23 protein-coding genes are annotated in these 22,927 nt (G+C 46.6%); 5 read left to right on the plus strand and 18 right to left on the minus strand.

The genetic code is table 11. The features are described 5' to 3' along the window. Nucleotides 1-7: 7 nt before the first annotated feature. The 4 genes from C943_RS08495 to C943_RS08510 all read right to left on the minus strand — a co-directional run bounded on the left by C943_RS08495 (nucleotide 8) and on the right by C943_RS08510 (nucleotide 3,702). A complete protein-coding gene (locus C943_RS08495; RefSeq protein ID WP_040479712.1) occupies nucleotides 8-1,048 on the minus strand; it encodes a S66 peptidase family protein in 1,041 nt (346 codons plus the stop codon). Nucleotides 1,049-1,334: 286 nt separating this feature from the next. Further along, a complete protein-coding gene (locus tag C943_RS08500) occupies nucleotides 1,335-2,645 on the minus strand; it encodes a D-alanyl-D-alanine carboxypeptidase (RefSeq protein WP_008626574.1) in 1,311 nt (436 codons plus the stop codon). After that, a complete protein-coding gene (locus C943_RS08505; protein ID WP_008626576.1) occupies nucleotides 2,642-3,007 on the minus strand; it encodes a DUF423 domain-containing protein in 366 nt (121 codons plus the stop codon). The genes C943_RS08500 and C943_RS08505 overlap by 4 nt, the downstream gene beginning before the upstream one ends. A 14-nt stretch (nucleotides 3,008-3,021) precedes the next feature. Continuing rightward, a complete protein-coding gene (locus C943_RS08510) occupies nucleotides 3,022-3,702 on the minus strand; it encodes a YggS family pyridoxal phosphate-dependent enzyme (RefSeq protein WP_008626578.1) in 681 nt (226 codons plus the stop codon). Between the two features lie 37 nt (nucleotides 3,703-3,739). Between C943_RS08510 and C943_RS08515 the strand changes: the two genes are divergently transcribed. Further along, nucleotides 3,740-5,290, plus strand: a complete 1,551-nt coding sequence (locus tag C943_RS08515) for a GH3 family acyl-acid amido synthetase (RefSeq protein ID WP_008626581.1) — start codon at nucleotides 3,740-3,742, stop codon at nucleotides 5,288-5,290. Then, nucleotides 5,287-5,916: a LysE family translocator gene (locus C943_RS08520; protein WP_008626583.1), complete on the plus strand. Its 630-nt coding sequence runs from the start codon at nucleotides 5,287-5,289 to the stop codon at nucleotides 5,914-5,916. The genes C943_RS08515 and C943_RS08520 overlap by 4 nt, the downstream gene beginning before the upstream one ends. Before the next feature lie 73 nt (nucleotides 5,917-5,989). Here the strand turns inward: C943_RS08520 and C943_RS08525 are convergent, their stop codons facing one another. From C943_RS08525 to C943_RS08535, 3 genes are all read right to left on the minus strand, one after another. After that, the gene (locus C943_RS08525) at nucleotides 5,990-6,457 is read right to left on the minus strand and encodes an RES family NAD+ phosphorylase (RefSeq protein ID WP_008626585.1); all 468 of its coding nucleotides are present in this window, start codon (nucleotides 6,455-6,457) and stop codon (nucleotides 5,990-5,992) included. Nucleotides 6,458-6,459: 2 nt separating this feature from the next. Continuing rightward, a complete protein-coding gene (locus tag C943_RS08530; RefSeq protein ID WP_008626587.1) occupies nucleotides 6,460-7,005 on the minus strand; it encodes an antitoxin Xre/MbcA/ParS toxin-binding domain-containing protein in 546 nt (181 codons plus the stop codon). A 137-nt stretch (nucleotides 7,006-7,142) separates the two neighbouring features. Next, a complete protein-coding gene (locus C943_RS08535; RefSeq protein ID WP_008626589.1) occupies nucleotides 7,143-9,320 on the minus strand; it encodes a penicillin acylase family protein in 2,178 nt (725 codons plus the stop codon). Nucleotides 9,321-9,481: 161 nt separating this feature from the next. Here C943_RS08535 and fabD point away from each other — a divergent pair, with 161 nt between their 5' ends. Further along, nucleotides 9,482-10,357, plus strand: coding sequence for an ACP S-malonyltransferase (gene fabD, locus C943_RS08540; protein WP_008626592.1), 876 nt, complete (start codon nucleotides 9,482-9,484; stop codon nucleotides 10,355-10,357). Nucleotides 10,358-10,387: 30 nt separating this feature from the next. On the opposite strand, the gene folK is transcribed toward fabD, so the two are convergent. Further along, on the minus strand, nucleotides 10,388-10,876 hold the full coding sequence (folK, locus tag C943_RS08545; RefSeq protein WP_008626594.1) for a 2-amino-4-hydroxy-6-hydroxymethyldihydropteridine diphosphokinase: 489 nt from the start codon (nucleotides 10,874-10,876) through the stop codon (nucleotides 10,388-10,390). 66 nt (nucleotides 10,877-10,942) lie between these two features. Here folK and sppA point away from each other — a divergent pair, with 66 nt between their 5' ends. Next, complete coding sequence (gene sppA / locus C943_RS08550) at nucleotides 10,943-12,700, plus strand: signal peptide peptidase SppA (RefSeq protein WP_008626595.1); 1,758 nt, start codon at nucleotides 10,943-10,945, stop codon at nucleotides 12,698-12,700. Here sppA and C943_RS08555 read toward each other — a convergent pair. From C943_RS08555 to C943_RS08585, 7 genes are all read right to left on the minus strand, one after another. After that, the gene (locus tag C943_RS08555) at nucleotides 12,679-12,816 is read right to left on the minus strand and encodes a hypothetical protein (protein ID WP_157198486.1); all 138 of its coding nucleotides are present in this window, start codon (nucleotides 12,814-12,816) and stop codon (nucleotides 12,679-12,681) included. The two genes, sppA and C943_RS08555, sit on opposite strands and share 22 nt — an antisense overlap. A gap of 57 nt (nucleotides 12,817-12,873) precedes the next feature. Continuing rightward, complete coding sequence (locus C943_RS08560) at nucleotides 12,874-13,662, minus strand: tetratricopeptide repeat protein (RefSeq protein ID WP_040479715.1); 789 nt, start codon at nucleotides 13,660-13,662, stop codon at nucleotides 12,874-12,876. Between the two features lie 171 nt (nucleotides 13,663-13,833). Continuing rightward, nucleotides 13,834-14,928, minus strand: a complete 1,095-nt coding sequence (gene hisB, locus C943_RS08565) for a bifunctional histidinol-phosphatase/imidazoleglycerol-phosphate dehydratase HisB (RefSeq protein ID WP_008626606.1) — start codon at nucleotides 14,926-14,928, stop codon at nucleotides 13,834-13,836. Further along, nucleotides 14,925-15,998, minus strand: a complete 1,074-nt coding sequence (gene hisC / locus C943_RS08570) for a histidinol-phosphate transaminase (protein ID WP_008626608.1) — start codon at nucleotides 15,996-15,998, stop codon at nucleotides 14,925-14,927. Before hisC ends, hisB begins: the two co-directional genes overlap by 4 nt. Further along, nucleotides 15,998-17,290: a histidinol dehydrogenase gene (gene hisD, locus C943_RS08575; protein WP_008626610.1), complete on the minus strand. Its 1,293-nt coding sequence runs from the start codon at nucleotides 17,288-17,290 to the stop codon at nucleotides 15,998-16,000. The genes hisC and hisD overlap by 1 nt, the downstream gene beginning before the upstream one ends. A 36-nt stretch (nucleotides 17,291-17,326) precedes the next feature. Then, on the minus strand, nucleotides 17,327-18,187 hold the full coding sequence (hisG, locus tag C943_RS08580; RefSeq protein ID WP_040479718.1) for an ATP phosphoribosyltransferase: 861 nt from the start codon (nucleotides 18,185-18,187) through the stop codon (nucleotides 17,327-17,329). 285 nt (nucleotides 18,188-18,472) lie between these two features. After that, complete coding sequence (locus C943_RS08585; protein ID WP_008626623.1) at nucleotides 18,473-18,928, minus strand: SRPBCC family protein; 456 nt, start codon at nucleotides 18,926-18,928, stop codon at nucleotides 18,473-18,475. A gap of 147 nt (nucleotides 18,929-19,075) precedes the next feature. Here C943_RS08585 and C943_RS08590 point away from each other — a divergent pair, with 147 nt between their 5' ends. After that, nucleotides 19,076-19,516 (plus strand): nuclear transport factor 2 family protein, encoded by a 441-nt coding sequence (locus C943_RS08590; protein ID WP_008626625.1) that lies wholly within the window; start codon nucleotides 19,076-19,078, stop codon nucleotides 19,514-19,516. Nucleotides 19,517-19,551: 35 nt separating this feature from the next. Here the strand turns inward: C943_RS08590 and C943_RS08595 are convergent, their stop codons facing one another. From C943_RS08595 to C943_RS08605, 3 genes are all read right to left on the minus strand, one after another. Then, nucleotides 19,552-19,968, minus strand: coding sequence for a response regulator (locus tag C943_RS08595; protein ID WP_040479721.1), 417 nt, complete (start codon nucleotides 19,966-19,968; stop codon nucleotides 19,552-19,554). Nucleotides 19,969-20,488: 520 nt separating this feature from the next. Then, the gene (locus tag C943_RS08600; protein ID WP_169334614.1) at nucleotides 20,489-21,991 is read right to left on the minus strand and encodes a PQQ-dependent sugar dehydrogenase; all 1,503 of its coding nucleotides are present in this window, start codon (nucleotides 21,989-21,991) and stop codon (nucleotides 20,489-20,491) included. A 208-nt stretch (nucleotides 21,992-22,199) separates the two neighbouring features. Continuing rightward, nucleotides 22,200-22,889 carry a hypothetical protein gene (locus C943_RS08605; protein WP_008626635.1) on the minus strand — a complete coding sequence of 230 codons (690 nt, stop codon included), beginning with the start codon at nucleotides 22,887-22,889 and terminating at the stop codon, nucleotides 22,200-22,202. Nucleotides 22,890-22,927 lie beyond the last annotated feature (38 nt).

Genomic DNA, 22,927 nt, shown 5'->3' on the forward strand with positions numbered 1-22,927 from the left:
GTTGATGTCATTTAGGAAAAACGGGTTCCAGCATGCGGAAAGTGCCTTGGGTCGCGTCCATTTCCACTTTCGCGCCGACCGGAACGATGAATTGTTTTGCTACGTGGCCGATCATGGCACCCTTGTATGCAGGAATTCCCAGTGGTAGGATATAGTCGTCAAGGATGTCATCCAAAGTCAGGGAACCGTAGCCACCGCCCGGATTACAGTCGCTGCATTGGCCGAAAATAAAGCCTTTGATTTTTGAAAGCGTTCCATTCAGCGCAAGGGTACTCATCATCCTGTCGATTTTGTAAGGATCCTCGCCGATATCTTCGATAAAAAGGATGGCATCTTTGAAATCCGGGAAATAGGGGGTTCCTGATAGGGATACCAAGACCGTTAGATTTCCACCTAGGATTTTCCCTTGAGCGGTGCCGGGACCTAAGGTTTGCGTGCGGTTCTGTTTGACGACAAGATCGTCTCCCTTCACCTGCTCGTTGACGAATGTGACAAGGGATTGGTCAAAGAACATTTTTTGGAATTGACTGACATTGAAGTTGTTCCAACTTCCGGAACCGTTGGGTCCGTGGAAGGTAACAAGGCCAGTTTGGCTATGGATGGCACAATGCAGCGCGGTGATGTCCGAATATCCCAAGATCGGTTTTGGGTTCTTTTTGATCGTTTCGTAGTCGATCAGGGGAAGAATCCTCGCAGCGCCCGAGCCTCCGCGAATACATATTACTGCTTTTACATCCGGGTCGGCAAACATGGTGTTGAGATCTTCAGCGCGCTCTGCATCCGAGCCTGCAAGGTGACCGCGCCGATTTTTGAGGTTTTCCCCCAATTTCACCTGAAATCCCAAAGCCTCTAGTGCTTCCTTGGCAAAGTCAAACTGAATCCGCTCAGAGGTGGCCGCAGAAGGGCTGATGAGGCCGACGGTGTCTCCTTTTTGCAAAGGTTTGGGAAGGAGGAGTTTTGGCGAATCCTCGGAATGCTCGCCAAAGGATAGCAATGGAAAAGCCCCAAGTCCCAGTAGAGTGGATTTGAGGAAATGGCGTTTGTTCATGATTGGGAAATTTCTTTTCAAAAATAGGGTATTCCGACAAACGCAATAGAGAATCCCAATAAATGCTTCTTTCTCTTCGCACAATTATCACGTGGAAATTTTTACTCACGCTTCACAACCTTCCCGTTCGCAAACATTTTGGAAACCTCAAGTAATGCGAAAAGTCTCTCCAACCTTTCGTTGTAGCTCAATGACCTGATTTCGGCGATTCTTCTTTTTCTTTCTCCCTCGGGGATGAAAAGTCAAATCTCGCATTTTCGATCTTCATGTTTCCAATTTACCGGGTTTAAAAATGCTGCTTCACATACCCCATCACCTTCTCCATTTCCCGGCGGACTTCGGAGGCTTTTTGGAGGTAATTGTTGTTCATAAATGCGAAGGCCAAGTGTTTTCCTGAGTCGGTTTTGATAATTCCCACCAGATTGTGGTTATTGCTGAGCGTTCCTGTTTTTGCAAAAATATAAGGGCTCGAGGCTTTGTATGTGTTTTTTAACGTCCCGCTGACACCACCTACCGCGAGCAGGTTTTTCAATTCCTCCCTTGGGATGAGTTGTTCGAGCTTTACCATCAATTGGATCATGGCCCGGGGAGTGACCAGGTTGTTGCGAGAAAGGCCTGAACCGTCCATCCAATTTGGTTGGTCGGGAAGGTCCCATAGGAATGTTTTTTGGATATAATCGATGGCGCGTTCGGTATTCAATTCACCCGTTTGGTATTCGCCTGCCATCAACAGTAGCTGCTCCGCGAGGAAATTGTCACTTTCCTGCAGCATTTCCTGCCATACTTCTTTTGCTCCTTCGACCTCAAAGACCAGATGCTCGCTAGGGATTGAATCTTTGATCACCACGACCGGCTTTTTGATCCTTTCGGAGACCAAACTGGCGAAAAGTTCACTTGAGGTAATGAAGGGTACTTCTGATTCGGATGCTGTGTAGGTGGCGGGATTGAAATAGAAATTGTTAGCCCAAAGCTCCCGCATCACCTCTTTGCTGGGTTTTTCACTGACTTGTAGGGGCTTGTTGAAGTAGGCAATATTCGGTTTGGGAACCCGATTGGAGTTTTTGAACGTCACGAAATTGCCGTAGATCGGGAAGGCGGATTTTTCCACAGAATAGGAATAAAAGAAATCGTCCCATTGCCAGCCGTAGCCATATGGCTCATCTTTCCAGTTTTGATCGGAGAAATAGACCGTATCATACTTGGCGAGGAAAGCATCTATATCGGGATGCTTCATGTCACGGTATTGCCATAGCGGATATCCGGTTCCCCAGATTTTGACGGATTTACCCGATTCGACGTACCGAAAAGCGGCAAGGCGGTCGCCAAGGACCGAGATTCCTCCATAAAAGGTCAGCAGCTTGGTGACTGAGGCGGGGATAAAATTGAGGTGGCTGTTTTTCTCAAACAATACCCTTTGGCTGTCCAGGTCAAAAAGCATAAACCCTGTGAAGTGGTTCCCAAAGTAGGACTGCTCATTCAGCAGGTTATCCAAGCCGACATAATGGGCGCGGATTTCCGGATCCTGTGCCCAGGTATTTTGGCAATACCACAGGCCAGCAAAAAGGAAAATGACGGTCTTTAGACGCTTTTCGATCATGATTGGAGTTTGCGTGCCGACCAAAATAACCAAAACCATCCTGCTATGAAAGCCACACCACCGATGGGTGTAATGGCACCCAGCCAGTTGATACCCGTCAGGGACAACACATACAGTGAACCCGAGAAGATCAATATTCCCAAAACCAACAAACCCATCACCGATTTCAAAAATGTATGCTTCGGCTGTACCTGAAGCCAAATTGCCAGCGCCAAGATTGCCAAGGAATGGTAGAAATGGTACTTCACGGCTGTTTCGAAGGTTTCTGTGCGGCCGTTGGCTTCCAAAGTCGGCTCAAGTCCATGTGCTCCAAATGCGCCGATCCCCACCGCCAACATCCCTAGCATGGCAGCCATTTGCATGTAATTTCTGTTTTTCACTGTTTAGTATAATTTCGTTCTCCAAATATCGCCGTTCCGATCCTTACCATCGTGCTTCCTTCTTCTTGTGCAATCAGATAATCACCGCTCATGCCCATGGAAAGTTCTGAAAGTTGTACGTTTTCTGGTAGCTGAAGGGATTTGCATTCGTCAAAAAGGTTTTTCAGGAATCTGAACTCAGTTCTGATTTGATGTATATACTCCGTGAAACTCGCCATTCCCATCAGGCCGATGATCCGCACATTTTTCAGATGCTGAAGTTCGGGGTTTTGAAGTATTGCCAGTAGTTCCTCCCGATCAAGACCAAACTTGGTTTCTTCCTGGGCGATGTGAATCTGCAGGAGGCAGGAAACCACACGACCTGATTTTTCGGCTTGTTTGTCGATCTCCAATAGCAGCTTCCACGAGTCCACTCCATGAATCAGGTGGACAAAGGGCGCAATGTATTTCACTTTATTGGTTTGTAGGTGGCCGATAAAATGCCAGCGGATATCTGCGGGAAGTTCGGCTTGCTTAGCGGTCAGTTCCTGCACTTTGTTCTCCCCAAAATCACGTATCCCTGCGCCATAGGCTTCCAAGATCGCCGAACTAGACTGGGTTTTGCTAACGGCGATGAGCAAGCAGGCAGGATTATAAAAACTGTTTTTTATTGAAGAAAGGTTTGCCTTAATGCTCATTCCAGTAAATTTGGCCCTACACTTTTCAAACAAAGATATGGCGATATTGGGTACCTTGCTAAAAAAAGGAATAAGACTGAGGGAATCTTTGGAGCAGGAGTATAGCTCGCCCCTCGACCTTCAAAAACAGGAGCTGAAAAAACTCCTGATTAAGGCTGCGGACACGGAATTTGGCCGGAAGTACCAATTCGAGGGAATCTTACGTGAATTTAAAAAAGGAGAGGATGATTTTTACGACGCCTTCTCCTCCCAAGTTCCGATCTACGATTACAACAAAATCTACAAAGAGTGGTGGTACCGCCTTAAGAAAGGGGAAGAGGATATCACTTGGCCCGGGGCTATCCGCTACTTTGCTTTGACCTCGGGAACCTCAGGAGCTACTTCAAAATATATCCCTATCACCAAAGATATGGTCAACGCCATCCGAAAGACAGGCGTGAGACAGATACTTAGCCTTTCGAAATATGATTTGCCGAATAAGCTGTTCACAAAAGGAATCCTGATGCTAGGAGGAAGTACGGATTTGGAGTTCAATGGCACTTACTTTTCGGGAGATTTGAGCGGGATTACTGCAGGCAAGTTGCCGATTTGGTTTCAAAGGTTCTACAAGCCGGGAAAGAAGATTTCGAAGAATAAAAACTGGGGTGAAAAACTCGATCAGATTGTCGAGAAGGCATACAAATGGGACATCGGCATCATTGTGGGCGTCCCGGCTTGGTTGCAGATTTTGTTGGAGAAAATTATCGAACGGTACAAGCTGAAAACCATCCACGACATCTGGCCCAATCTCCAGATTTTTGTCCATGGTGGTGTGTCGTTTGAACCCTACAGGAAGGGCTTTGAAACGCTGTTGGCAAAACCACTGATCTATATGGAGACCTATTTGGCTTCAGAGGGCTTTTTGGCTTTTCAGGCTTTGCCGAATCGTAAATCCATGCGCTTGGTGCTCAACAATGGTATTTTCCATGAATTTGTCCCCTACAACGACGATAACTTTGACGAAGAGGGCGAATTGCGGCCAAGCGTCAAAACACTCCACATCAACGAGGTAGAGGAAGGAGTAGATTATGCTTTATTGATCAGTACCTGTGCAGGGGCGTGGCGCTACATGATTGGGGACGTCATTCGCTTTGTCTCCAAAGAAGAAAGCGAGATCATCATCACGGGCAGGACTAAACTGTTTTTGAGCCTTTGCGGAGAGCACCTCTCCATGGACAATATGAACCGAGCCGTTGAAATGGTTTCCGAGCAGATGAACCTCAATATTCGGGAATTCACCGTTTTGGGCTTGCCCGACGGAAGCTTGTTTAAGCACCATTGGTTTGTCGGCACTGACGATCCTGTGGATCAAAAAGTGCTATTGAAACAAATCGATGATAACCTCAAGACGCTCAACGATGACTATGTGGTGGAGCGAAAACATGCCTTGAAAAAAATCGAACTTACTGTGCTATCACCTTCGGACTTCTACGATTGGATGAAAATGCACGGTAAAGAAGGTGGCCAAAACAAGTTTCCCCGCGTACTCAAAGGGGACAAGATGCTGGACTGGCTACAGTTTCTCGACAAGAAAGGGCTTAGCCTATGATGCAGGCCTTTGCGGAGGGACTGAGTATCGGGCTTTTGCTGTCGGCCATGATCGGTCCCGTTTTTTTCACCTTGATCCAAAACAGTCTGGAAAACGGCTTTAGGTATGCAGCAGTATTGGCCTTGGGGATATTGGTTTCGGATCTGATTTATGTCATTCTAACGTACCTCAGCGTCTCTATTTTCGCTTCCAATCCGCATTTTGAAGTGGTCCTCGGGTTCGTCGGAGGACTGGTTTTGGTGGGATTTGGTGTCAGTACGCTGCTAAAAAAACGAGTCAGCCGACCAAGTTCGGGCGGATTTCCACTTCCCAAAGCAAAAAAGCGGACCGGCTTCATGAAGGGTTTCAGCATCAATGGTATCAATCCTTTTGTGATGCTATTTTGGATTTCCATCGCCGGCTTGGTTAATCTCAAAGAAGGGTTTGGAAGGGCAGAAGTTTGGCTGTTCTACACGGGAATCTTGTTGACCGTGTTTGTGATCGACCTGCTCAAAGCCTTTATCGCCAAGCAGCTTTCCCGCTTTGTCACCGCCAAGCTCATGGCCAAGCTCAATTACCTCGTCGGCGTCGTCCTCATTTATTTTGGAGGCAGGTTGATTTGGTTTGCCTGGGAAAAGGGCTGGTGAAGGTTGGCCAATTGGCCGTTGAGAATCGATAAGTCGTAATGTTTTTCCCGATTTCGAAGCAATCGAAATATAGCTAACCCCCAAGCTTATACTCAAACCTCCTCGTGTCTACGACTTTGAAAAGGTCATGAATACCGGGAAAGTTCGGATTTACCAAGAGATTGTGCTCGTCTGGGTAGAAAGAAGGATGAAGCCGGGCAGAAGGTACTTTCAGAAAAGGAAAGGATCGTTCGGTTAACCAAAGCCTTCCAAATTCCTGGGTGGAGTTTCCATGCGGCAACATATCCCAAGTTCCAGGCAGGCTGTCTTTGTCCAATGCACCCACCATGGAGACATCATCTATTCCATAAATGACCACATACCATGGTTCAAGCGCGGCGGCCGTCCCCTTGATGCAGAGGTATTCCAAGGCTGCCAATGCCGCCGAACTTCCGGCATAGATCATCGGCATGCCTTTTGGATTCCATCTGCCACCGGATAAGGAACTGCTGTAGGGCTCTTGGTAGTACTTTTCGGACATCATGCGGTAATAGTGCAGCATGACTAAAGGACATTTCCAAAGTGAAGGGCATCTATTGCCTCATGTACCAACTCAATGCCCGTCAAAGACACCATCAAGTCAGCTGGGCGTGCTTGTCCCAAGGCCAAATTGGGGCTATTGAGCCAAGATTTTAATCGGCTTGGATTGCCAAAATATGCGACCCCCTTTTTGATGGCTTCATCTATTTTGAAAAACTGATAGGAACCCGGAGTACCTATCGGGCTATCAGCTGTCCATCTCGAAACCGTACTCGGAGACACTGATGCGGATTTGGCAACATCGATCATTTTCATATCCAAGTAATTAACAATGTCATTAATCTCGGCAAAAGTCAGATTCCTGTCCAGCAGTGCTCCAACGTCAGTCAGGCTTTGAATATTTTTGAGGCTTTTTAGATAGTACCCGTAGCCCTTTAGGACATTGTAGCTGGTCGTCTTTCCTCCTTTTTGGACCACAAAAGTGCTTGGGGAATCATAGGAAGCCTGAAACTCATTCAACAGTGAAGGATCTTCTGGTGTCAGCTCGGGATACTTTTTTATATTTTTCATATGACAAATTTAGAAATATCATTTGAAAATAAAAAGTGGTTCTATCCCATTTTTTGTGGATTCTATATACCGGGCCTTTCAATCATAGGTTCCTTCTGTTGTATAGAAAAAAGACGTTCTTCTTTGTACAAGGTTATTCATTTTTCTCCCGGTCGATAGGTTTTCTTTGTGTTTTTCAAAACATCTTCGCGATAAAAACTGACGTCCTTGAACTTCCCGAGTGCATACATTTCCGCCTGATCTGTAAAATGGGGAGAACTAGGGTCACCGCTTTGGCCACCGGCTAGTAGGCTCTTTGCCTTCACCTTTTCGCCAAATTCGACCACGGCCACAAAGCTGTTGCCGACATTGCCATACCATTTTTTTGTATTTGGGTAGGGTCGGCTTCCATAAGCTGCCAGTGAACCCCACATGGATGAGTTCATTCCGACGGGGAAACTGGCTTGTGTGTCATCAAAGCGTGGTTCGATCTCTCCTGAAATGCGCTGGAATCGATTCACTTCGCCCCATGGCATTTCCCAGGTTCCAAAGTCGGATTTCAGTCTTTCCAAGGCCTTTTCAAATGCTGCGATTTTCATTTCATCTGAAGTCTCTTTGGCCAAAAAATCAAAGATATAGGCATCCCAGGGACGTTCCAGATCACGTGCATCTGCCATCAATTGATTTGCCCAAAAGACGCCCAAGGTCGTTCCAACGGATTCTACCCCTGTTTTCAAATCCCAAGAAGCCAAGACTCCGAGTGGCTGGAGCAATAGGATTTTGCGAAGATCCGTATCAGGAAGGTTTTCAAAGGCCTTGACCAAGGATGGAACCAGCGGCTTGAATGCCATCAGGGTGGGTTCATAAGCAATGGTAATCAGTGATTCAAGGGTAAGGTTTTTTTGGTCTTCGAGCACCCTCACGGCATTCAGGCCCCGCGCGTTTTCCAAATCCCAAGCCATATAGGCGGGGAAATTTTCCTTCTTTGGGCTGAATCGGCCTGCTGCAGTAAACGGAGTAGAGTTACAGTTTTGAATCCATCCATTCCTTGGGTTGAAGATGAAAATCATCTCATCAAGGCTATGCAGTCCCTGCCAATCTGTATCGGGATTGCTGCCATCCACTGTATTACGCCAGTCGAAATCGGGGTTTCTCTTCGGGATAAAGTTGCCGTGATAGTAGGCAATATTTCCATCCCGGTCGGCATAGACCGTGTTGTTGGATGAGTTTGTCTTCAGGTCCATGGTCGAGCGAAATTCCTGATGGTTTTTGGTTTTGGTACGTGTGTAGGATTGTGTCAATGCTTTCACCCGTTCGACCATCAGTGAAATGGCAATCCACTTTCCGTTTTCTTCCCGAATCACAGGGCCATGATGGCTGTAGTAGGCGACGATCTTCTTTTCGGAAAACCCATCTCCATCTTTGTATTTCAGTGTGATCGTTTTTTCCTTTAGAGGTCGCCAGTCCTCACCGAAGCGATAGTGATACTTCCCCTCCTTTTCTTCCATAGTCAAGGCATAATGATCGATCGCGTCGGCCTTGCTGGACGTATGTATCCAGCTGTTGTACTCATTGAACCCCTGATAAATAAAGAACTGTCCCCAAGTCACGGCACCATAAGCGTTCAATCCTTCTTCGCTGACCATATGCATTTCCGGCCTGAAGTAGAAGGACGTATGCGGATTGATCAGAAGCAAGGCATCCCCGTTTTGGGTAAGCTGCGGTGCGATGGCAAATCCGTTGGAGCCTTTTGGTTCAATTTCGAAATCCCGTTCTTCCAAGGCAATTGCAGAAGGTTCGCCTTTTTCGTAGAATGAGCGCAGCGGATTCAAGGCAATGGTTTCAATGTCCCCGCCGATGCTTCCTTCGCTAAAGGTCAGCGCCATCCAAGGCTCAAATTTTGTGATCAAAAGTGGCTTCACCTCCGGATTGGAATGGAGGTAGAAATTGATCCCGTCAGCCCATGCGACCATCAATTCCTGCAGCCATTTCGGGGAGTTTTTGAATTCCTCCTTCACAATGTCCTCGTCGATAAACAGCTTCATCCGAAGGTCATGATAGACGTGGCTGACCCCTTTTACCTCCGCCATTCTTCCCATGGCGTTGATGTAGTTGCTTTCAACCCGGGTGAAATCATCTTCGCATTGGGCGTAGACCATCCCAAAAACAGCATCCGCATCTGTTTTCCCATACACATGTGGGACTCCCCATTGATCGCGGATGATTTCCGTCTGTGCGGCACGTTGCTGCCAGCGCGCAAGGTCAGTTTGCGCAAAACCAGCAAACGATAAGAAAAGGAGAAAGCTGAAGATCAAAAATCGAGGGAAAACGCTCATGGGAATTTGGGTTTGTGTTGCTAAAATTAACCGAAAGTCATTCCCCTCCAAACGAGAATTATTCAATTGAAATTGCCGGGGAGGCTACTACGGCCGAATGCTGGTAAATGTGCTTCAGCGAGATTTTGGTATATTTGCGCCTTATCCAAAAACCACCAATTATGAAAGCATATGTTTTTCCTGGACAAGGAGCACAATTTCCCGGTATGGGAAAGGAACTTTACGAAGGCAATGAGGAAGCAAAAAGGCTTTTCGAATCAGCCAACGATATTCTTGGATTCAGGATTTCGGATATCATGTTCAATGGTACTGAGGAGGAACTGAAGCAAACTAGGGTGACCCAACCCGCGATTTTCCTCCACTCAGTAATTCTGGCAAAGTGCTCCCCGGATTTCAAGCCCGATATGGTGGCAGGTCATTCCTTGGGCGAGTTTTCCGCTTTGGTAGCCAATGGCGCATTGGCATTCGAAGACGGTTTGAAACTCGTCTACCAACGGGCATTAGCCATGCAGGAAGCCTGCGAAATCAATCCTTCGGGAATGGCGGCCATTTTGGGATTGGAGGATGAAAAAGTGGAGGAACTTTGCGCGGGCATCACAGAGGAGATCGTGGTTCCTGCCAACTACAATTGCCCAGGTCAACTCGTAATTTCAGGTAGCAATAGAGGCATTGAGCTTGCCTGCGAAGTCATGAAAAACGCTGGTGCAAAGCGTGCGCTTCCCCTTCCGGTTGGCGGTGCTTTCCACTCTCCCTTGATGGAACCTGCGCGGGAGAAACTACAAAAAGCCATCGAAAACACCCATTTTAGCAAGCCCATTTGTCCGGTTTACCAAAACGTAAGCACAATAGCTGTCTCAGACGTAGATACCATCAAGAAAAACCTGATCGCGCAACTGACAGGTCCGGTGAAGTGGACTCAAAGTGTCCAAAACATGGTCGCTGATGGCGCGACGCATTTTATCGAATGCGGCCCAGGTAAGGTGCTCCAGGGATTGGTGAAAAAAATCCACAAGGAAGCCGAAGTTTCCAGCATTTGACTTCACAAAGCCCGGTTCAGCCGGGTTTTTTTATTTCAATTTCCAGACTTGGCTGTTGTCCGGGCACTCTTCCAAGAGTTCACTCGCGGATTTTCTCAGCAAAGGATGTATCCAATTTGGCAGGATCTCCGCCAAGGGAACCAATACAAATCGCCTCAAGTGGAGGAAAGGATGGGGAATGGAAAGCAAATCCGTTTCGATGACTTCTTCACCTAAGGCGAGAATATCGATGTCCATGGTTCTGTTTCCCCATTTCTCCTCCCTGCTGCGACCCAGCTGTTGTTCGATGGATTGAATTCCCTCCAGGATTTCCATGGCAGAAAGTTCCGTATCGAATGCCAAAACCTGATTGAGGTAATTTCCGGAGGATTTTCCTCCCCAAGCTTCGGATTCGTAAACGGCAGTTGCTTTAGATGCCGGACCCAAAAAGTCAGCCAGTAATTTCCTGCATTGGTCAATCAAAGCCATGCGGTCGTACAAATTTCCACCGATGATCAAAACCACTTGCTTACTTTGCATGTTGAAAATTGTGTATTAAGCGCATTTACAAAAAACGAGTATTTTAGCCTCAAAATAGAAACTTGTATGAAATTTCTTGGAAACGTCCTCGCAGTGATTGTCGGCTTGTTGGTCTTTTCGGTCATCAGCTTTTTCATCATGGCGGGCTTTATTGCAATGATTGCTTCTTCCGAACAGGAAGTCAGTGTCAGTGAAAATTCTGTCTTTTTGCTCAACTTGGAGGGAAGGGTCCTAGTCGAAAGGGCCAATGAAGATGAACCCGACTTTTCCTCTTTTGGCTTCGGGGGAATGCCAACGGTAGGCCTGATTAGTCTAAAGACCGCGATCGAAGCCGCTAAGGAAAATGAAAATATCAAAGGTATTTACATGAAGGCTGGAACGTTCTCAGCTGGCCAAGCTGGTCTGAAGGAACTACGTGATGCCTTGTTGGATTTCAAGGAGTCGGGAAAATTCATCTATAGTTATGGTGAATACTACACGGAGCCTGCCTATTACCTGTCTTCCGTTGCTGACAAAGTGTACATGAACCCATCGGGTTTGATCGAGCTCAACGGCTTTGCCTCTGAGATTGTATTTTTCAAAGGGATGTTCGAGAAACTTGAAGTGCAGCCCGAGGTATTCAGGGTAGGGGATTTCAAGAGCGCCGTAGAGCCATTCATTTTGGACAAAATGAGCGAGGAAAACCGACTCCAAACCCAATCCTTCCTCAACGACCTCAATAAGGTAATGATTGGAGAAATCGCGGAAAGCCGCGGGATACCTGCCGACACGCTTTTCAATATCAGTAACAAAATGCTGGTGAGGAAGGTCAAGGACGCTGTAGACTTCAAGCTGGTCGATGACCTATGGTACGAAGACCAAGTTATCGATGCCATGAAGGAGAAACTAGGACTCACCCAAGATGACAAAGTACCTACTATAAACGTTAGCAACCTCAACAGCACAGTCAAGACTAAAAATAGGACTTCAAAAAATAGAATCGCGGTGGTAGTGGCAGAGGGCGACATCATGAGCGGAAGGTCAGAGGGCTCAATAGGATCCGAAACCTTTCAAAAGGAAATCCGCGATGCGCGTAAAAACAAGGACGTGAAGGCCATTGTCCTACGGGTCAACTCCCCAGGAGGTTCGGCATTGGCTTCGGAAGTGATTTGGAGGGAATTGGAATTGGCGAGTAAGGAAAAACCGGTGATCGCGTCTATGGGCGAGGTAGCTGCTTCCGGTGGTTATTACATCGCTGCTGCCGCAGACACGATTGTTGCCCAGCCAAATACGATTACCGGTTCGATCGGTATTTTTGCGATGTGGTTCAATGCCCAGGGATTGCTGAACAACAAGCTAGGTATCACGACCGACGTGGTCAAGACCGGCGAGCTTTCTGATATGCTCACACCCACCCGGAAGATCACCGATGTCGAACGCTCGATTTTCCAGGCGCAGGTGGAAGAAGGGTATGATGTTTTCTTGACGAGGGTTGCCGAAGGCAGAAATAAAACGAAGGAAGAAATCATGAAAATAGCGTCCGGACGCGTTTGGACGGGCAATCAGGCAAAGGAAAATGGGCTTGTGGATATCTTGGGAGATTTGGAAGACGCTATCGAAATCGCTGCCAAGAAAGCTGGTGTTGCTGATGACTATCGGGTAGTCTATTACCCAATCCAAAAACCCTGGTTTGAGCGCTTCATGAGCCAATTCACCAATGATGTGCAGGTCATGTACAGAAAACACCAAATGGGTGATCTTTATCCGATATACAATCAGGTCGAGAAACTCAAGACCTACGAAGGTTTGATGGTCCGTATGCCCTACGACATGACAATCAGGTAATCGTAAAGCCTTTTTTGAAAATCTGCAGCCACCTCGAAATGGGTGGCTGTTTGTTTTCCGGGATAGCTCATTTTCCTAGAAGTTGAAGCCCTGAAACCATCAGGCAGTCTCAACATGATTTTCAAATCCTCAACTTGCTTCGCCGCTTCCCATCTTCCCAACATCCTTACTTCCTAGCACCCGTCCAGATGCAATTGCGCGTAAAGACTTCCCTTATGCGCGGCTTGCTGTAGGTCTGCGCAGCCGGAAGGATCCTGAAGTCGAATTTTGGCATGGCCCCGTCGCGCAAGGGCTTCAATATGGCTTGGGTTGCTCTGCAAAATGGTTTCAAAATCCTCCAATGCCCAAGTCGTATGGCCAATGAGTAAAAGTACCAGTCCTCGGTTGTAGCGGGCAGTAAGGTTTTCGGGGTCGTATTTCAGACACATGTTAAATGAACCAGCCGCACCGAGTACATCACCGATTTGGGACCGTGCCATTCCTTGGTAAAAATACACCCCCGCGTGTTTTGGATTGAGTTCTTTGGCGAGTTGGAGAAATTCATCAGCACTGTTGTAGTTTTCATTCATCAACATGGCCCGGCCGAGTAGCAGTAGGATTTCAAAATCCTCACCGTCCTGTTTGGCGGCCAGCAGGAGATATTTCTCGGCATTTTTATAGTCCTCTTTCTTCCAGAATATCTTACCGATTCCAGCCAAAGCCTGTGCGTAAGTTGGCTCGTGGTAAAGAATCGTTCGGTAGTCTTCCACGGCTTTTTCAAACTCCCCCAACTCCTCGTAGGACCTTGCCCTCAAATGAAGGGTCTTTAGATCGTTGACATTGAGAAAGAGACTTCGGGAAAACTCACCGATTGCCTCTTGGTATCGCGCGCTGCGAAACAGTCGCTCACCTTCCGAATAGCTACCAAGGCAAGCATTACAAAACATCAATACCGCCGCAAGACAAAAAGATTTCCTTACCATGTCGGCAATCTACGAAAAAATCGTAATAATATGCAATACCTTAATTTAATTCTATTTGTAGAATTTGAAAACCTACCTTTTTTGATACGTTAAACACTCCATCAGAAAAAGCTGTCCAAATTCAACCCACGTCTGTTGGAAATAGTCTTGTTCCATGATTACGGGACTGCATCAAAGCGTTCCCTTCGTGCTAGGCAGTTGATTGAGCGCCGCAATATCGCGTTTGACGGCCATTTTGATCGCACGGGCAAGGCCTTTGAATATCGCCTCGATCTTGTGGTGCTCGTTTTGGCCTTCAGCTTTGATGTTGAGGTTGCATTTGGCAGTGTCTGAAAATGACTTGAAGAAATGGAAAAACATCTCCGTAGGCATGTCGCCTATTTTTTCCCTCTTGAATTCCGCGTCCCAGACTATCCAAGGCCTACCGCCAAAATCAATGGCAACCTGCGCAAGCACGTCATCCATCGGCAAAAGGAATCCATATCGGTAAATCCCCTTTTTGTCGCCAAGTGCCTTCAGATAAGCTTCACCCAGCGCCAAAGCCGTGTCCTCAATTGTATGGTGCTCATCGATATGCAGATCGCCCTTCACTTCAATGTGCAGATCGGTCCCGCCGTGTTTTCCCAATTGCTCCAACATATGGTCGAAAAAGGGCAGACCTGTGAAGATTTCACATTTGCCGGTACCGTCCAGGTTGACGTTGACATGGATGTCTGTTTCCGAGGTTTTCCTTCTCACGTCCCCTATGCGTGGAGGCATTCGCAGGAAGCGGTAAATCTCATCCCAACTCTCGGTGCAGAAATCGGCACCTTCGGTAGGTTTGCCGATGAAGATTGCCTTTGCCCCCAGATTTTTGGCCAGTTGTACGTCCGTTTTTCGATCTCCGATCACATACGAATTGGCAAGGTCATATCCTCCTTGCATGTATTTGGTGAGTAGTCCCGTCCGCGGCTTCCTTGTGGGAAGGTTTTCATGTTCAAAAGACCGATCGATATGCACATCTGCGAAATGGATATTTTCATTCGCCAGAGTAAGCATCATCTTGTTGTGGGCGGGCCAGAAGTTTTCCTCCGGCAAGGAGTCAGTGCCCAAGCCGTCTTGGTTGGTGACAATAACAAGCTCAAAGTCCGTTTCCTCCGCGATCTTCCGAAGGTTTGAAATTGCCCCAGGGATAAATTCCAAGTCCTCCAAGCTATCAATCTGGAAGTCGGTTTGCGGCTCGACTATGATGGTGCCGTCACGGTCTATAAAAAGTACTTTTTTCATGGTTTGAGAGTTTTTACTAATGACTGGAATTCGGACATAGCTTCCAGAAGACGACGATTTTCATCCTGCGTGCCCACGGTAATCCTGAGGCAGTTGTCACACAGTGTTACTTTGGACCGGTCGCGCACGATGATTTTTTCTCGGGTTAGGTAATCGTACATTTCCTTGGCGGCCGGTACTTTTACCAGGAGAAAATTGGCATGGGAAGGGTAGATCTTTTGAACTAAAGGGATTCGCTTCAATGATTTTTCCAAAACTTCGCGCTCCTTTAGGATCGAAGCTACTACTTCCTTGACCTTTTCAGCGTTTTCCAATGATGCCAATACCCTTTCTTGGGTGAGACCGGAGATGTTGTAGGGCGGTTTGATGAGGTTTAGGACCCGAATGATTTCCGCCGATGCAAAGGCCATCCCAATCCTCAAATTTGCCAATCCCCAGGCCTTTGAGAAGGTCTGCATTACAAGTAGGTTTGGGAACTCGTTTAACTCCGTTGTGAAGCTAGGTTCATCCGAGAAGTCAACATATGCCTCATCTATCACCACCAGGCCTTCAAAACCATTGAGAATGGCCAAGATATCACTCCTTCGCATTTTGTTACCACTCGGATTATTGGGTGAGCAGATGAAAATGATTTTGGTATGCTCGTCCACCGCCTCGAGGATTTCCTTCGGTTTCAATTGGAAGTCTTCCGTCAAGCTCACACGTTTGATGGCTATGTCATTGATTGAGGCGGATACTTCGTACATCCCATATGTTGGCGGTAATAAAAGGACATTGTCCTTGCCCGGCACACAAAATGCCCGCATCAACAGGTCTATCGCTTCGTCGCTTCCGTTTCCGAGAAAAATTTGTTCCTTTCCCACGCCCTTGATGGGACCAAGTCTTTCTTTGATCAGGTGTTGGTAGGGGTCGGGGTAGCGGTTGAAAGCTTCCCCGGTCGGTGCACTGTAGGGATTTTCATTGGCATCCAAGAAAATTCCCTCCTTTCCCGAATACTCGTCCCTTGCGGAAGAATAGGGTTTGATGCTGAGGATGTGTGGCCTCAGCAGTTTTTTTATATCAAATGCCATTATTTCTTTTCTTTGAGGTATTTCAACCGAATACTTACCGCACGCTTGTGGGCGTCTAGGTGTTCGGCTTCAGCCATTTTCTCTATGGTGGGTCCGAGATTTTTGATTCCTTTTTCTGTAATTTTTTGGTAAGTGATTTTCTTCAAAAAACTATCTAAAGACACGCCACTGTAATTCCTTGCATATCCATAGGTAGGAAGGGTGTGGTTCGTGCCTGAGGCATAGTCTCCCGCAGATTCCGGCGTGAAGTTGCCGATGAAAACCGAACCAGCGTTGATAATCTGGGAAACGACTTCGTCTTCATTTTCTACGCAGATGATCAAGTGCTCGGGCGCATAGTCGTTGATCAGCTCGATTGCCTTTTCTTGTTTGGGCATCACAACGATCACAGAATTGTCCAAGGCTTTTTTCGCAATGTCTTTTCTTGGCAGTTTCCCGACTTGTTCTGCGATTTCCTCCTCGACTTTCTTGGCGATTTTTTCGGAGGCTGCGACTAAAACAACCTGGGAATCTACCCCGTGTTCGGCCTGGGAAAGCAGGTCAGCGGCGACAAAAGCCGGCACTGCGCTGCTGTCGGCATACACCAACACCTCTGAGGGACCCGCCGGCATGTCGATCGCGACGCCGTTTTTAGTGGCCAATTGTTTTGCTGCGGTTACATACTGGTTTCCTGGGCCAAAGATCTTGTCGACCTTGGGCACGGATTCGGTACCAAAGGTCAAAGCCGCTACCGCCTGGGCGCCACCTGCCTTCACGATTTTGTCTATCCCGATCAAATCCGCGGTGAATAGGATTGCCGGATGGATGTTGCCTTCTTTGTCGGGGGGGGTACATAAGATGATCTCGTCGCATCCAGCTAAATTGGCTGGAATTCCGAGCATCAGCACAGTCGAGAAAAGTGGCGCCGTACCGCCGGGAACGTACAGACCAACCCGCTGGATAGGCACTGAGCGGCGCATACAGGTGACTCCCTCCATTGTTTCCATCACGAGATCAGGGGTGGCCTGTGCCGCATGGAATGTTTCAATATTTTCTTTGGCTTGCAGGATCGCGGCCTGTAGGTCGGGATCGACAAGAGATTTGGCCTTTTGGACTTCCTCAGCAGATACCAAAAGGGTTTTGATCTGGACATGGTCGTATTCCAGCGCAAATTTCTTCAACGCCTTGTCGCCCATGCGTTTGACCTTCCGCATGATTGGCTTGACGATTTTTTCGATTTCCTTGGTCTTATGGATTGGACGCTGTAGTTCTTTTGCCCATTCGGACCTGGAAGGATTGACGATCAGTTTCATAATTGGAATGAAAAATATGTAGAAGCTTTTTTTGAATCAGACAACCATTTTTTCAATTGGGACGACCAATATTCCCTCCGCACCAGCGGCACGGAGTTCCTCGATGTTCTCCCAAAACTGGTCCTCGCTCAACACAGAGTGGACGGATGACCAGCCTGGCTGCGCGAGGGGCAGAATCGTAGGGCTACGCATTCCGGGAATCAAGGCAATGATTTTTTCCAATGCATGGTTGGGGGCGTTGAGCAGGACATACTTGTTGCTTTTGCCCTTTTGAACCGCGTTGATCCTGAAGAGCAAGCGGTCAACAATGGATAGTTTTTCTGCGGAAAGGTTTTTGTTGGCAATAAGAACCGCCTCTGATTTGAAGATTTCCTCCACTTCTTTCAGGCCGTTCATCATCAAGGTCGATCCCGAGCTGACGATATCACAAATCCCATCCGCCAGTCCGATACTTGGTGCAATTTCAACCGAGCCGCTGATTTCGTGGATGTCTGCCCTGATTCCATGTGATTCGAGATAATCCTGAAGAATTCTAGGGTAGGAGGTGGCAATGCTCTTGCCATGGAAATAGGAAACATCCTCATACGCGACTCCCCTTGGAATTGCCAAAGAAAGGCGGCATTTGGAGAAGCCAAGCTTCTTGAGAACGGCTACGTCCTTGGCTTTTTCGACCATCTCATTTTCCCCGACTATGCCTAAGTCAGCCACGCCGTCGGCTACATAGCCGGGAATATCATCGTCGCGTAGGAACAAAAACTCTACAGGGAAGTTTGTGGAAGCGGAAATAAGCTTTCCGGTCCCATTATAAAATTTGATCCCACATTCCTTGACAAGCGATAGGGAATCGTCACTCAATCTGCCACTTTTTTGGACGGCTATTTTCAAAACTGAATTCATGGATGCAATATACGGTTAGAATCAAAATGCTGATGATCATTTTGGAGATATAGGCTGATGCATCCCTTGCATAGCCCTCCATGGGCGGTATGTGTTAAAAGTTCCTCCTTAGGAGGAATGGTGGAAATGATGGACGCCACCGAAAAAGGTGTTGGAGAAACAAGCGGCGGTATCGGTAAATGTCCCGTTCATTGAGTGCGCAAAGTTAAGAGAGGCCTGCCAACATCCAAATTTGTCCTCGCCAACTTTAACATGATTTACATGAAAGGATGTACGTAAAGGATCTCACTTTTTCATGTAGAAATCGTAGCCACCCTTCCGAAGATTGATGCCGTACTCCAGGTAGGCTTTCAGGCAGCACAGGAAATTCATCCATCCTTCGGTGTTGCCCTTCAGCCAGCGAATTCCCGCTTCGTCATTTGGCCTTTCCCTTTCTGTGATTTTCACCAGGGTATCTGCAGGGCCTTTTGGCTCGAGCGATATTTCCACAAAATGGTCCAAGCCGTCTATTTTCCATGAAAAGGACACCAATCGGTCTTGCTCGATTTTGCCGACTTGCACAGGTTCCTCGTCCGGAAACTCGGGAAACGACCAGTAAACTGTCTTCCCTTCTTCCATTCGGGCGCTCCCCTTGGAAATGAAATACTTGGCCATCTTATCAGGATCCACGATTGCTTCAAATATCTCCTCTGCGGGTCGTTGAATCTGATAGGCGACTTGAACTTTCAGTGTCGGTACCATTTTCGAATATCGAGTTTGAAGGAAATCTAGTGATTTTTAGGCTCTTTATGGTCGACAATGATGAGGTCATTTTGATTTTATCCATAAAGGAATCAATTATTGTATCGACGGTTTGGGAGGAGTTTATGATTGGGGTAATTTTCAATTATGAAAAAATTGTTGACACTTATATTTATTTCAGGCTTGTTTTTCGGGGAAATTCAAGGCCAGAATACCGAAGAAAAAATGGTTTCGCAGGCATTCGACAAGCTTATTGTCGGGATGATCAAAGCTGATGCGATGGATTTGTCCTCCGTGGTTTCGGAAGACCTTAGCTATGGCCATTCCTCCGGCGTGATCCAGGATAAGGCAGCGTTTTTACAGGAGGTTGTAAGTGAAAATCCAATTTCCTATCAAACAATCGAAAGAGAAAGCGAGACGGTACAAGTCTCTGGAAATACAGCCATCATGCGCAACCTATTGATCATCCGTGGTCTGAGCCCTACGGGTGATCCGATCAACCTAAGGCTTGCGACTTTGATGGTTTGGAAAAAGGAAAAGAAACAATGGAAGCTGTACGCCCGGCAAGGTTTTAGACTACCTGCTTAAAAAAAAGAGGCTATCGAATCCGATAGCCTCTTTTTTTATCCGTAGATGAGTTTTTTCATGTGGTCGACCGAGATTGGCTTGATTATGTATTCGGCTATTTCTGAAATTTCTTTGATCGGCTCTATATCGTCAGGATGGATCGAACTACTGACCATCACGATCCTGAACTTATTTTTAGTCTTTTTGTCAAACTGTTTGAACTGCTGCAAAAACGACCACCCGTTGGTTTTTGGCATGTGGAGGTCTAAAAGTACCAATTCCTTGTCCCCCCGTTTCTTTGCTTCCGGTTGTTCCAATTTAGAATTGATATAACTCATTGCATGCCCGCCATCTGGGAGGGTGATCACCTCACCTTGAAAGCCAAGGTGATTGATGAGTTTTTTGTGTACATGATTGGTTACGACATCGTCATCAACCAAAATGATCTTATTCCATTTTTTTTGGTGATCCATGGGTGAATCATTAAACGTTACTGGGGGTGAATCTGCGCGATTCTCTTCTATCTGGCTGTTAAATGTAAATAAATACTTTCTAATAATGGAAATTTAAATTGGACTTTTCCTGATAATATTTTTTTTAAAAATATAAGTAACTGAAAAACAGATAAATAAAATATTCCAATTCAAGGATGAACAGAAATTTTCGGCTCACTTATTGCATTTCATGGATTGTAAAATGTAACACAGCCAAATAATTCTGCGTCTGGAAACTTATGATTAAAAAATTAAATTAAACTTTTTATGAAAAATATAGACCTATTCCGATAATTCTACCGAAAAGAGGTCAATTTTACCAAGCCTAGATAAGCAAGCCGATTTTGTTGCCTTTATGCCTGAATTATCCTGAATTCGGGGAAAAAATCATTTACCTTAATTTCTGTTTTCCGCATTGGTTCAGGCCAGTGTTGAAATTCCGGTGATGAATTCCGAGCCACCGTGGGTTCAATAAATCTGAATTTTTATGAATTGTTTTTTATTGCCGATTTAGACCTTTTCGTTCCTCAAACACCTCGCCGGGAATCACAGCTGAAGCCTTATTTCCGAATTGGTTTCTGATGAACGTTAGGATTTCCGCCAACTCAGCGTCTTGGAGGTGGGCAAAAGCAGGCATTTCCTGATTGAAAATCTTACCATTGACTTCAATTTCACCGCTGATACCCTTAAGCATTGTCCGAATGAGTTTCCCTTTGTCGCCAGTGACCCAAGGAGTATTTGCAAGTGGCGGGATCAGGTCTTCTGAACCCATGCCATCAGGTCCGTGACAGGCGAGGCAATGGGTCGCATATAGATTCCTGCCTTTTGTGAGTTCGGCTGGTACTTCTGGATTCCAGTTTTCGTCCAACAAGCGGATGGGTTCTTTTTCCAATGAAAAGACCGGAAGGCTTTTGTCCTGCTCCTGATCTGGTATTTTTCTCAATCGAATGATCCTGTCTGGGCCTTCGGGTAAGCCTTCGTACATCCATGGCTGGAACCTGGGATGCCAATCCCGATTGGAGGTGCTCAGATAGATTTCTCCGGCGTGGCCGATTGAGATGTCCCGAATCCTTCCAAAAACCTGTTGTAGATAAATGTCCTCAGACTCGATTTCATCACCGTTGGTGTTGAGGTGGAGGACCCGAAGCGAGCGGCCCTTCATTGTCGCAAGTAGGAGGCTGTTTTCCCAATCTGGTATGGTTTTACTGCGATAATATTCCAATCCAGCTGTCGCAATCGTTGGTGTCCAGGCTCGAAGCGGCTCAATCACGGTATGGTCTGTACAATACTCAGACTCCTCGGATGTGTCACAGAATCCTGCAACATTAGGCCAACCATAATTTCCTCCTTTCACGATCAAGTTGATTTCATCGTCATTGATAGGGCCATGGTCGGAAGCATAGAGATGTCCGTTCTTTCCCAAGGTCAGCCCTTGTGAGTTTCTAAAGCCAGCAGCCCATACTGGATTTCCTGGAAAAGGATTGTCTTCAGGTATACTTCCGTCAAGCCCAATTCTCATGATTTTTCCTCCGAGGAAGTCTACGGATTGCGATTGATCAACTTTACCAACATCCCCAAGTGAAAAATAAATCAAATCTCCTTCAATCAGTATTCGCGAGCCATTGTGGAAAGTATTGCCGGGCAGGCTGTCCAGCAGAATCAACCTGTTCTCCAATCCGCTTTCCGAAATATCATACCGTACCAAGCGGGACATCACCGATTCCTCGTTGGCATTTTTTGGAATGCCAAAGGTGTAGTGGAGGAAAACATACCCTTTTTCAGGGTGAACCGCCATTCCGAGCAATCCATAGGATTTCTTAGCCAGAACATCGTCTAGCTTCAAGATTTCCCTTTTTTCCAATGTTTGCAAATCCAAACAAAAAAGCCTTCCACTTACTTCGGTAAACCAAAGTTTTCCCTCCTCTGAAGCTTCCAAATCCCATGGGACTTCCAAGCCCGTTGCTACCTCCGAAATCTCCAAGAGAGAATTATCTAATTGCAAATAGCCCAATAGTGTACCAGAGGCAAGTTTTTCGGAGCTCGGTTGACAAGAGTATAAAAAGAGAAGAATGGATGCTAAAAAAGCTGAGCCAAAGGTTTTGATATGGATTTTATGGCAGAATTGGGAGGAGAAATCGGACATAACGGATCTTTCAATCCCTTAAAATTGGAGATTTACTTTGTTTTTCCCACGGGTTTTCGATAATCGGTCAATCACTAAATATGAAAAACCCGATGCCACCCGGATCTCTGATTGTGACATTGTCCACCAGGCCTTCCTCGTTGAAAATTGTGATCTCTTCTGAAAAAGATACGCCAACTTCGCGAAGTTTGGCGATTATCGAAAGGTTGTTTTTGCTATTGAAATAGGTGAGTGAGGGGTTGAAGAAAAGGTGGGGGCAGGACAGTGGCTTCATCAGACTCACAGAAAAATCTCCTAACGAACAGACAATGTATCCTTGTTCTGTCGAACCTCCCGTATGGCTAAGTCCCAAATTCTCAAAAATCAAAATAGACTTGTCCAAATCCATGGTTTCTAGGCTCACCCCGTGAAAATTGCCGAGCATTCCAATAGAGTCGCCACGCTTTCCAGTTTGAATGGGTGGTTCCTTTTCAATCAGGTAAATCCAAGTACCTGATGGATCCGCAAGGACATATCCACCGCCAACAGCAATCACTTTTGTTATAAGTTGCAAATGCCCGACTTCTTTGCTCCAATCAGACTTGAATAGTTTGATCCCAGCCCGTGCGAATCGATCCGGATTTATTTCGATATGGGCCTTAGCATCGGTCCAAATGAGGCGCGAATTATCTAAGGGGACAAAACCGATTTGCTCATAAAAATCTTGGCTTTGTTGTAGGTTGGGAGTTGGGGTTTGAATAAGGCAGGCAGATTCCATGAATGGGCTAGGCGAAGATTGATCGATTACAAAAAAAG

The organism is Mariniradius saccharolyticus AK6 (genome assembly GCF_000330725.2).
Taxonomy (GTDB): domain Bacteria; phylum Bacteroidota; class Bacteroidia; order Cytophagales; family Cyclobacteriaceae; genus Mariniradius; species Mariniradius saccharolyticus.

Bases quoted from the DNA above. Each gene is read 5' to 3' on its own strand.
- C943_RS08495 (WP_040479712.1), bottom strand. From the start codon at position 1,048: ATGAACAAACGCCATTTCCTCAAATCCACTCTACTGGGACTTGGGGCT.
- C943_RS08500 (WP_008626574.1), bottom strand. From the start codon at position 2,645: ATGATCGAAAAGCGTCTAAAGACCGTCATTTTCCTTTTTGCTGGCCTG.
- C943_RS08505 (WP_008626576.1), bottom strand. From the start codon at position 3,007: ATGCAAATGGCTGCCATGCTAGGGATGTTGGCGGTGGGGATCGGCGCA.
- C943_RS08510 (WP_008626578.1), bottom strand. From the start codon at position 3,702: ATGAGCATTAAGGCAAACCTTTCTTCAATAAAAAACAGTTTTTATAAT.
- C943_RS08515 (WP_008626581.1), top strand. From the start codon at position 3,740: ATGGCGATATTGGGTACCTTGCTAAAAAAAGGAATAAGACTGAGGGAA.
- C943_RS08520 (WP_008626583.1), top strand. From the start codon at position 5,287: ATGATGCAGGCCTTTGCGGAGGGACTGAGTATCGGGCTTTTGCTGTCG.
- C943_RS08525 (WP_008626585.1), bottom strand. From the start codon at position 6,457: ATGCTGCACTATTACCGCATGATGTCCGAAAAGTACTACCAAGAGCCC.
- C943_RS08530 (WP_008626587.1), bottom strand. From the start codon at position 7,005: ATGAAAAATATAAAAAAGTATCCCGAGCTGACACCAGAAGATCCTTCA.
- C943_RS08535 (WP_008626589.1), bottom strand. From the start codon at position 9,320: ATGAGCGTTTTCCCTCGATTTTTGATCTTCAGCTTTCTCCTTTTCTTA.
- fabD (WP_008626592.1), top strand. From the start codon at position 9,482: ATGAAAGCATATGTTTTTCCTGGACAAGGAGCACAATTTCCCGGTATG.
- folK (WP_008626594.1), bottom strand. From the start codon at position 10,876: ATGCAAAGTAAGCAAGTGGTTTTGATCATCGGTGGAAATTTGTACGAC.
- sppA (WP_008626595.1), top strand. From the start codon at position 10,943: ATGAAATTTCTTGGAAACGTCCTCGCAGTGATTGTCGGCTTGTTGGTC.
- C943_RS08555 (WP_157198486.1), bottom strand. From the start codon at position 12,816: ATGTTGAGACTGCCTGATGGTTTCAGGGCTTCAACTTCTAGGAAAATG.
- C943_RS08560 (WP_040479715.1), bottom strand. From the start codon at position 13,662: ATGGTAAGGAAATCTTTTTGTCTTGCGGCGGTATTGATGTTTTGTAAT.
- hisB (WP_008626606.1), bottom strand. From the start codon at position 14,928: ATGAAAAAAGTACTTTTTATAGACCGTGACGGCACCATCATAGTCGAG.
- hisC (WP_008626608.1), bottom strand. From the start codon at position 15,998: ATGGCATTTGATATAAAAAAACTGCTGAGGCCACACATCCTCAGCATC.
- hisD (WP_008626610.1), bottom strand. From the start codon at position 17,290: ATGAAACTGATCGTCAATCCTTCCAGGTCCGAATGGGCAAAAGAACTA.
- hisG (WP_040479718.1), bottom strand. From the start codon at position 18,187: ATGAATTCAGTTTTGAAAATAGCCGTCCAAAAAAGTGGCAGATTGAGT.
- C943_RS08585 (WP_008626623.1), bottom strand. From the start codon at position 18,928: ATGGTACCGACACTGAAAGTTCAAGTCGCCTATCAGATTCAACGACCC.
- C943_RS08590 (WP_008626625.1), top strand. From the start codon at position 19,076: ATGAAAAAATTGTTGACACTTATATTTATTTCAGGCTTGTTTTTCGGG.
- C943_RS08595 (WP_040479721.1), bottom strand. From the start codon at position 19,968: ATGGATCACCAAAAAAAATGGAATAAGATCATTTTGGTTGATGACGAT.
- C943_RS08605 (WP_008626635.1), bottom strand. From the start codon at position 22,889: ATGGAATCTGCCTGCCTTATTCAAACCCCAACTCCCAACCTACAACAA.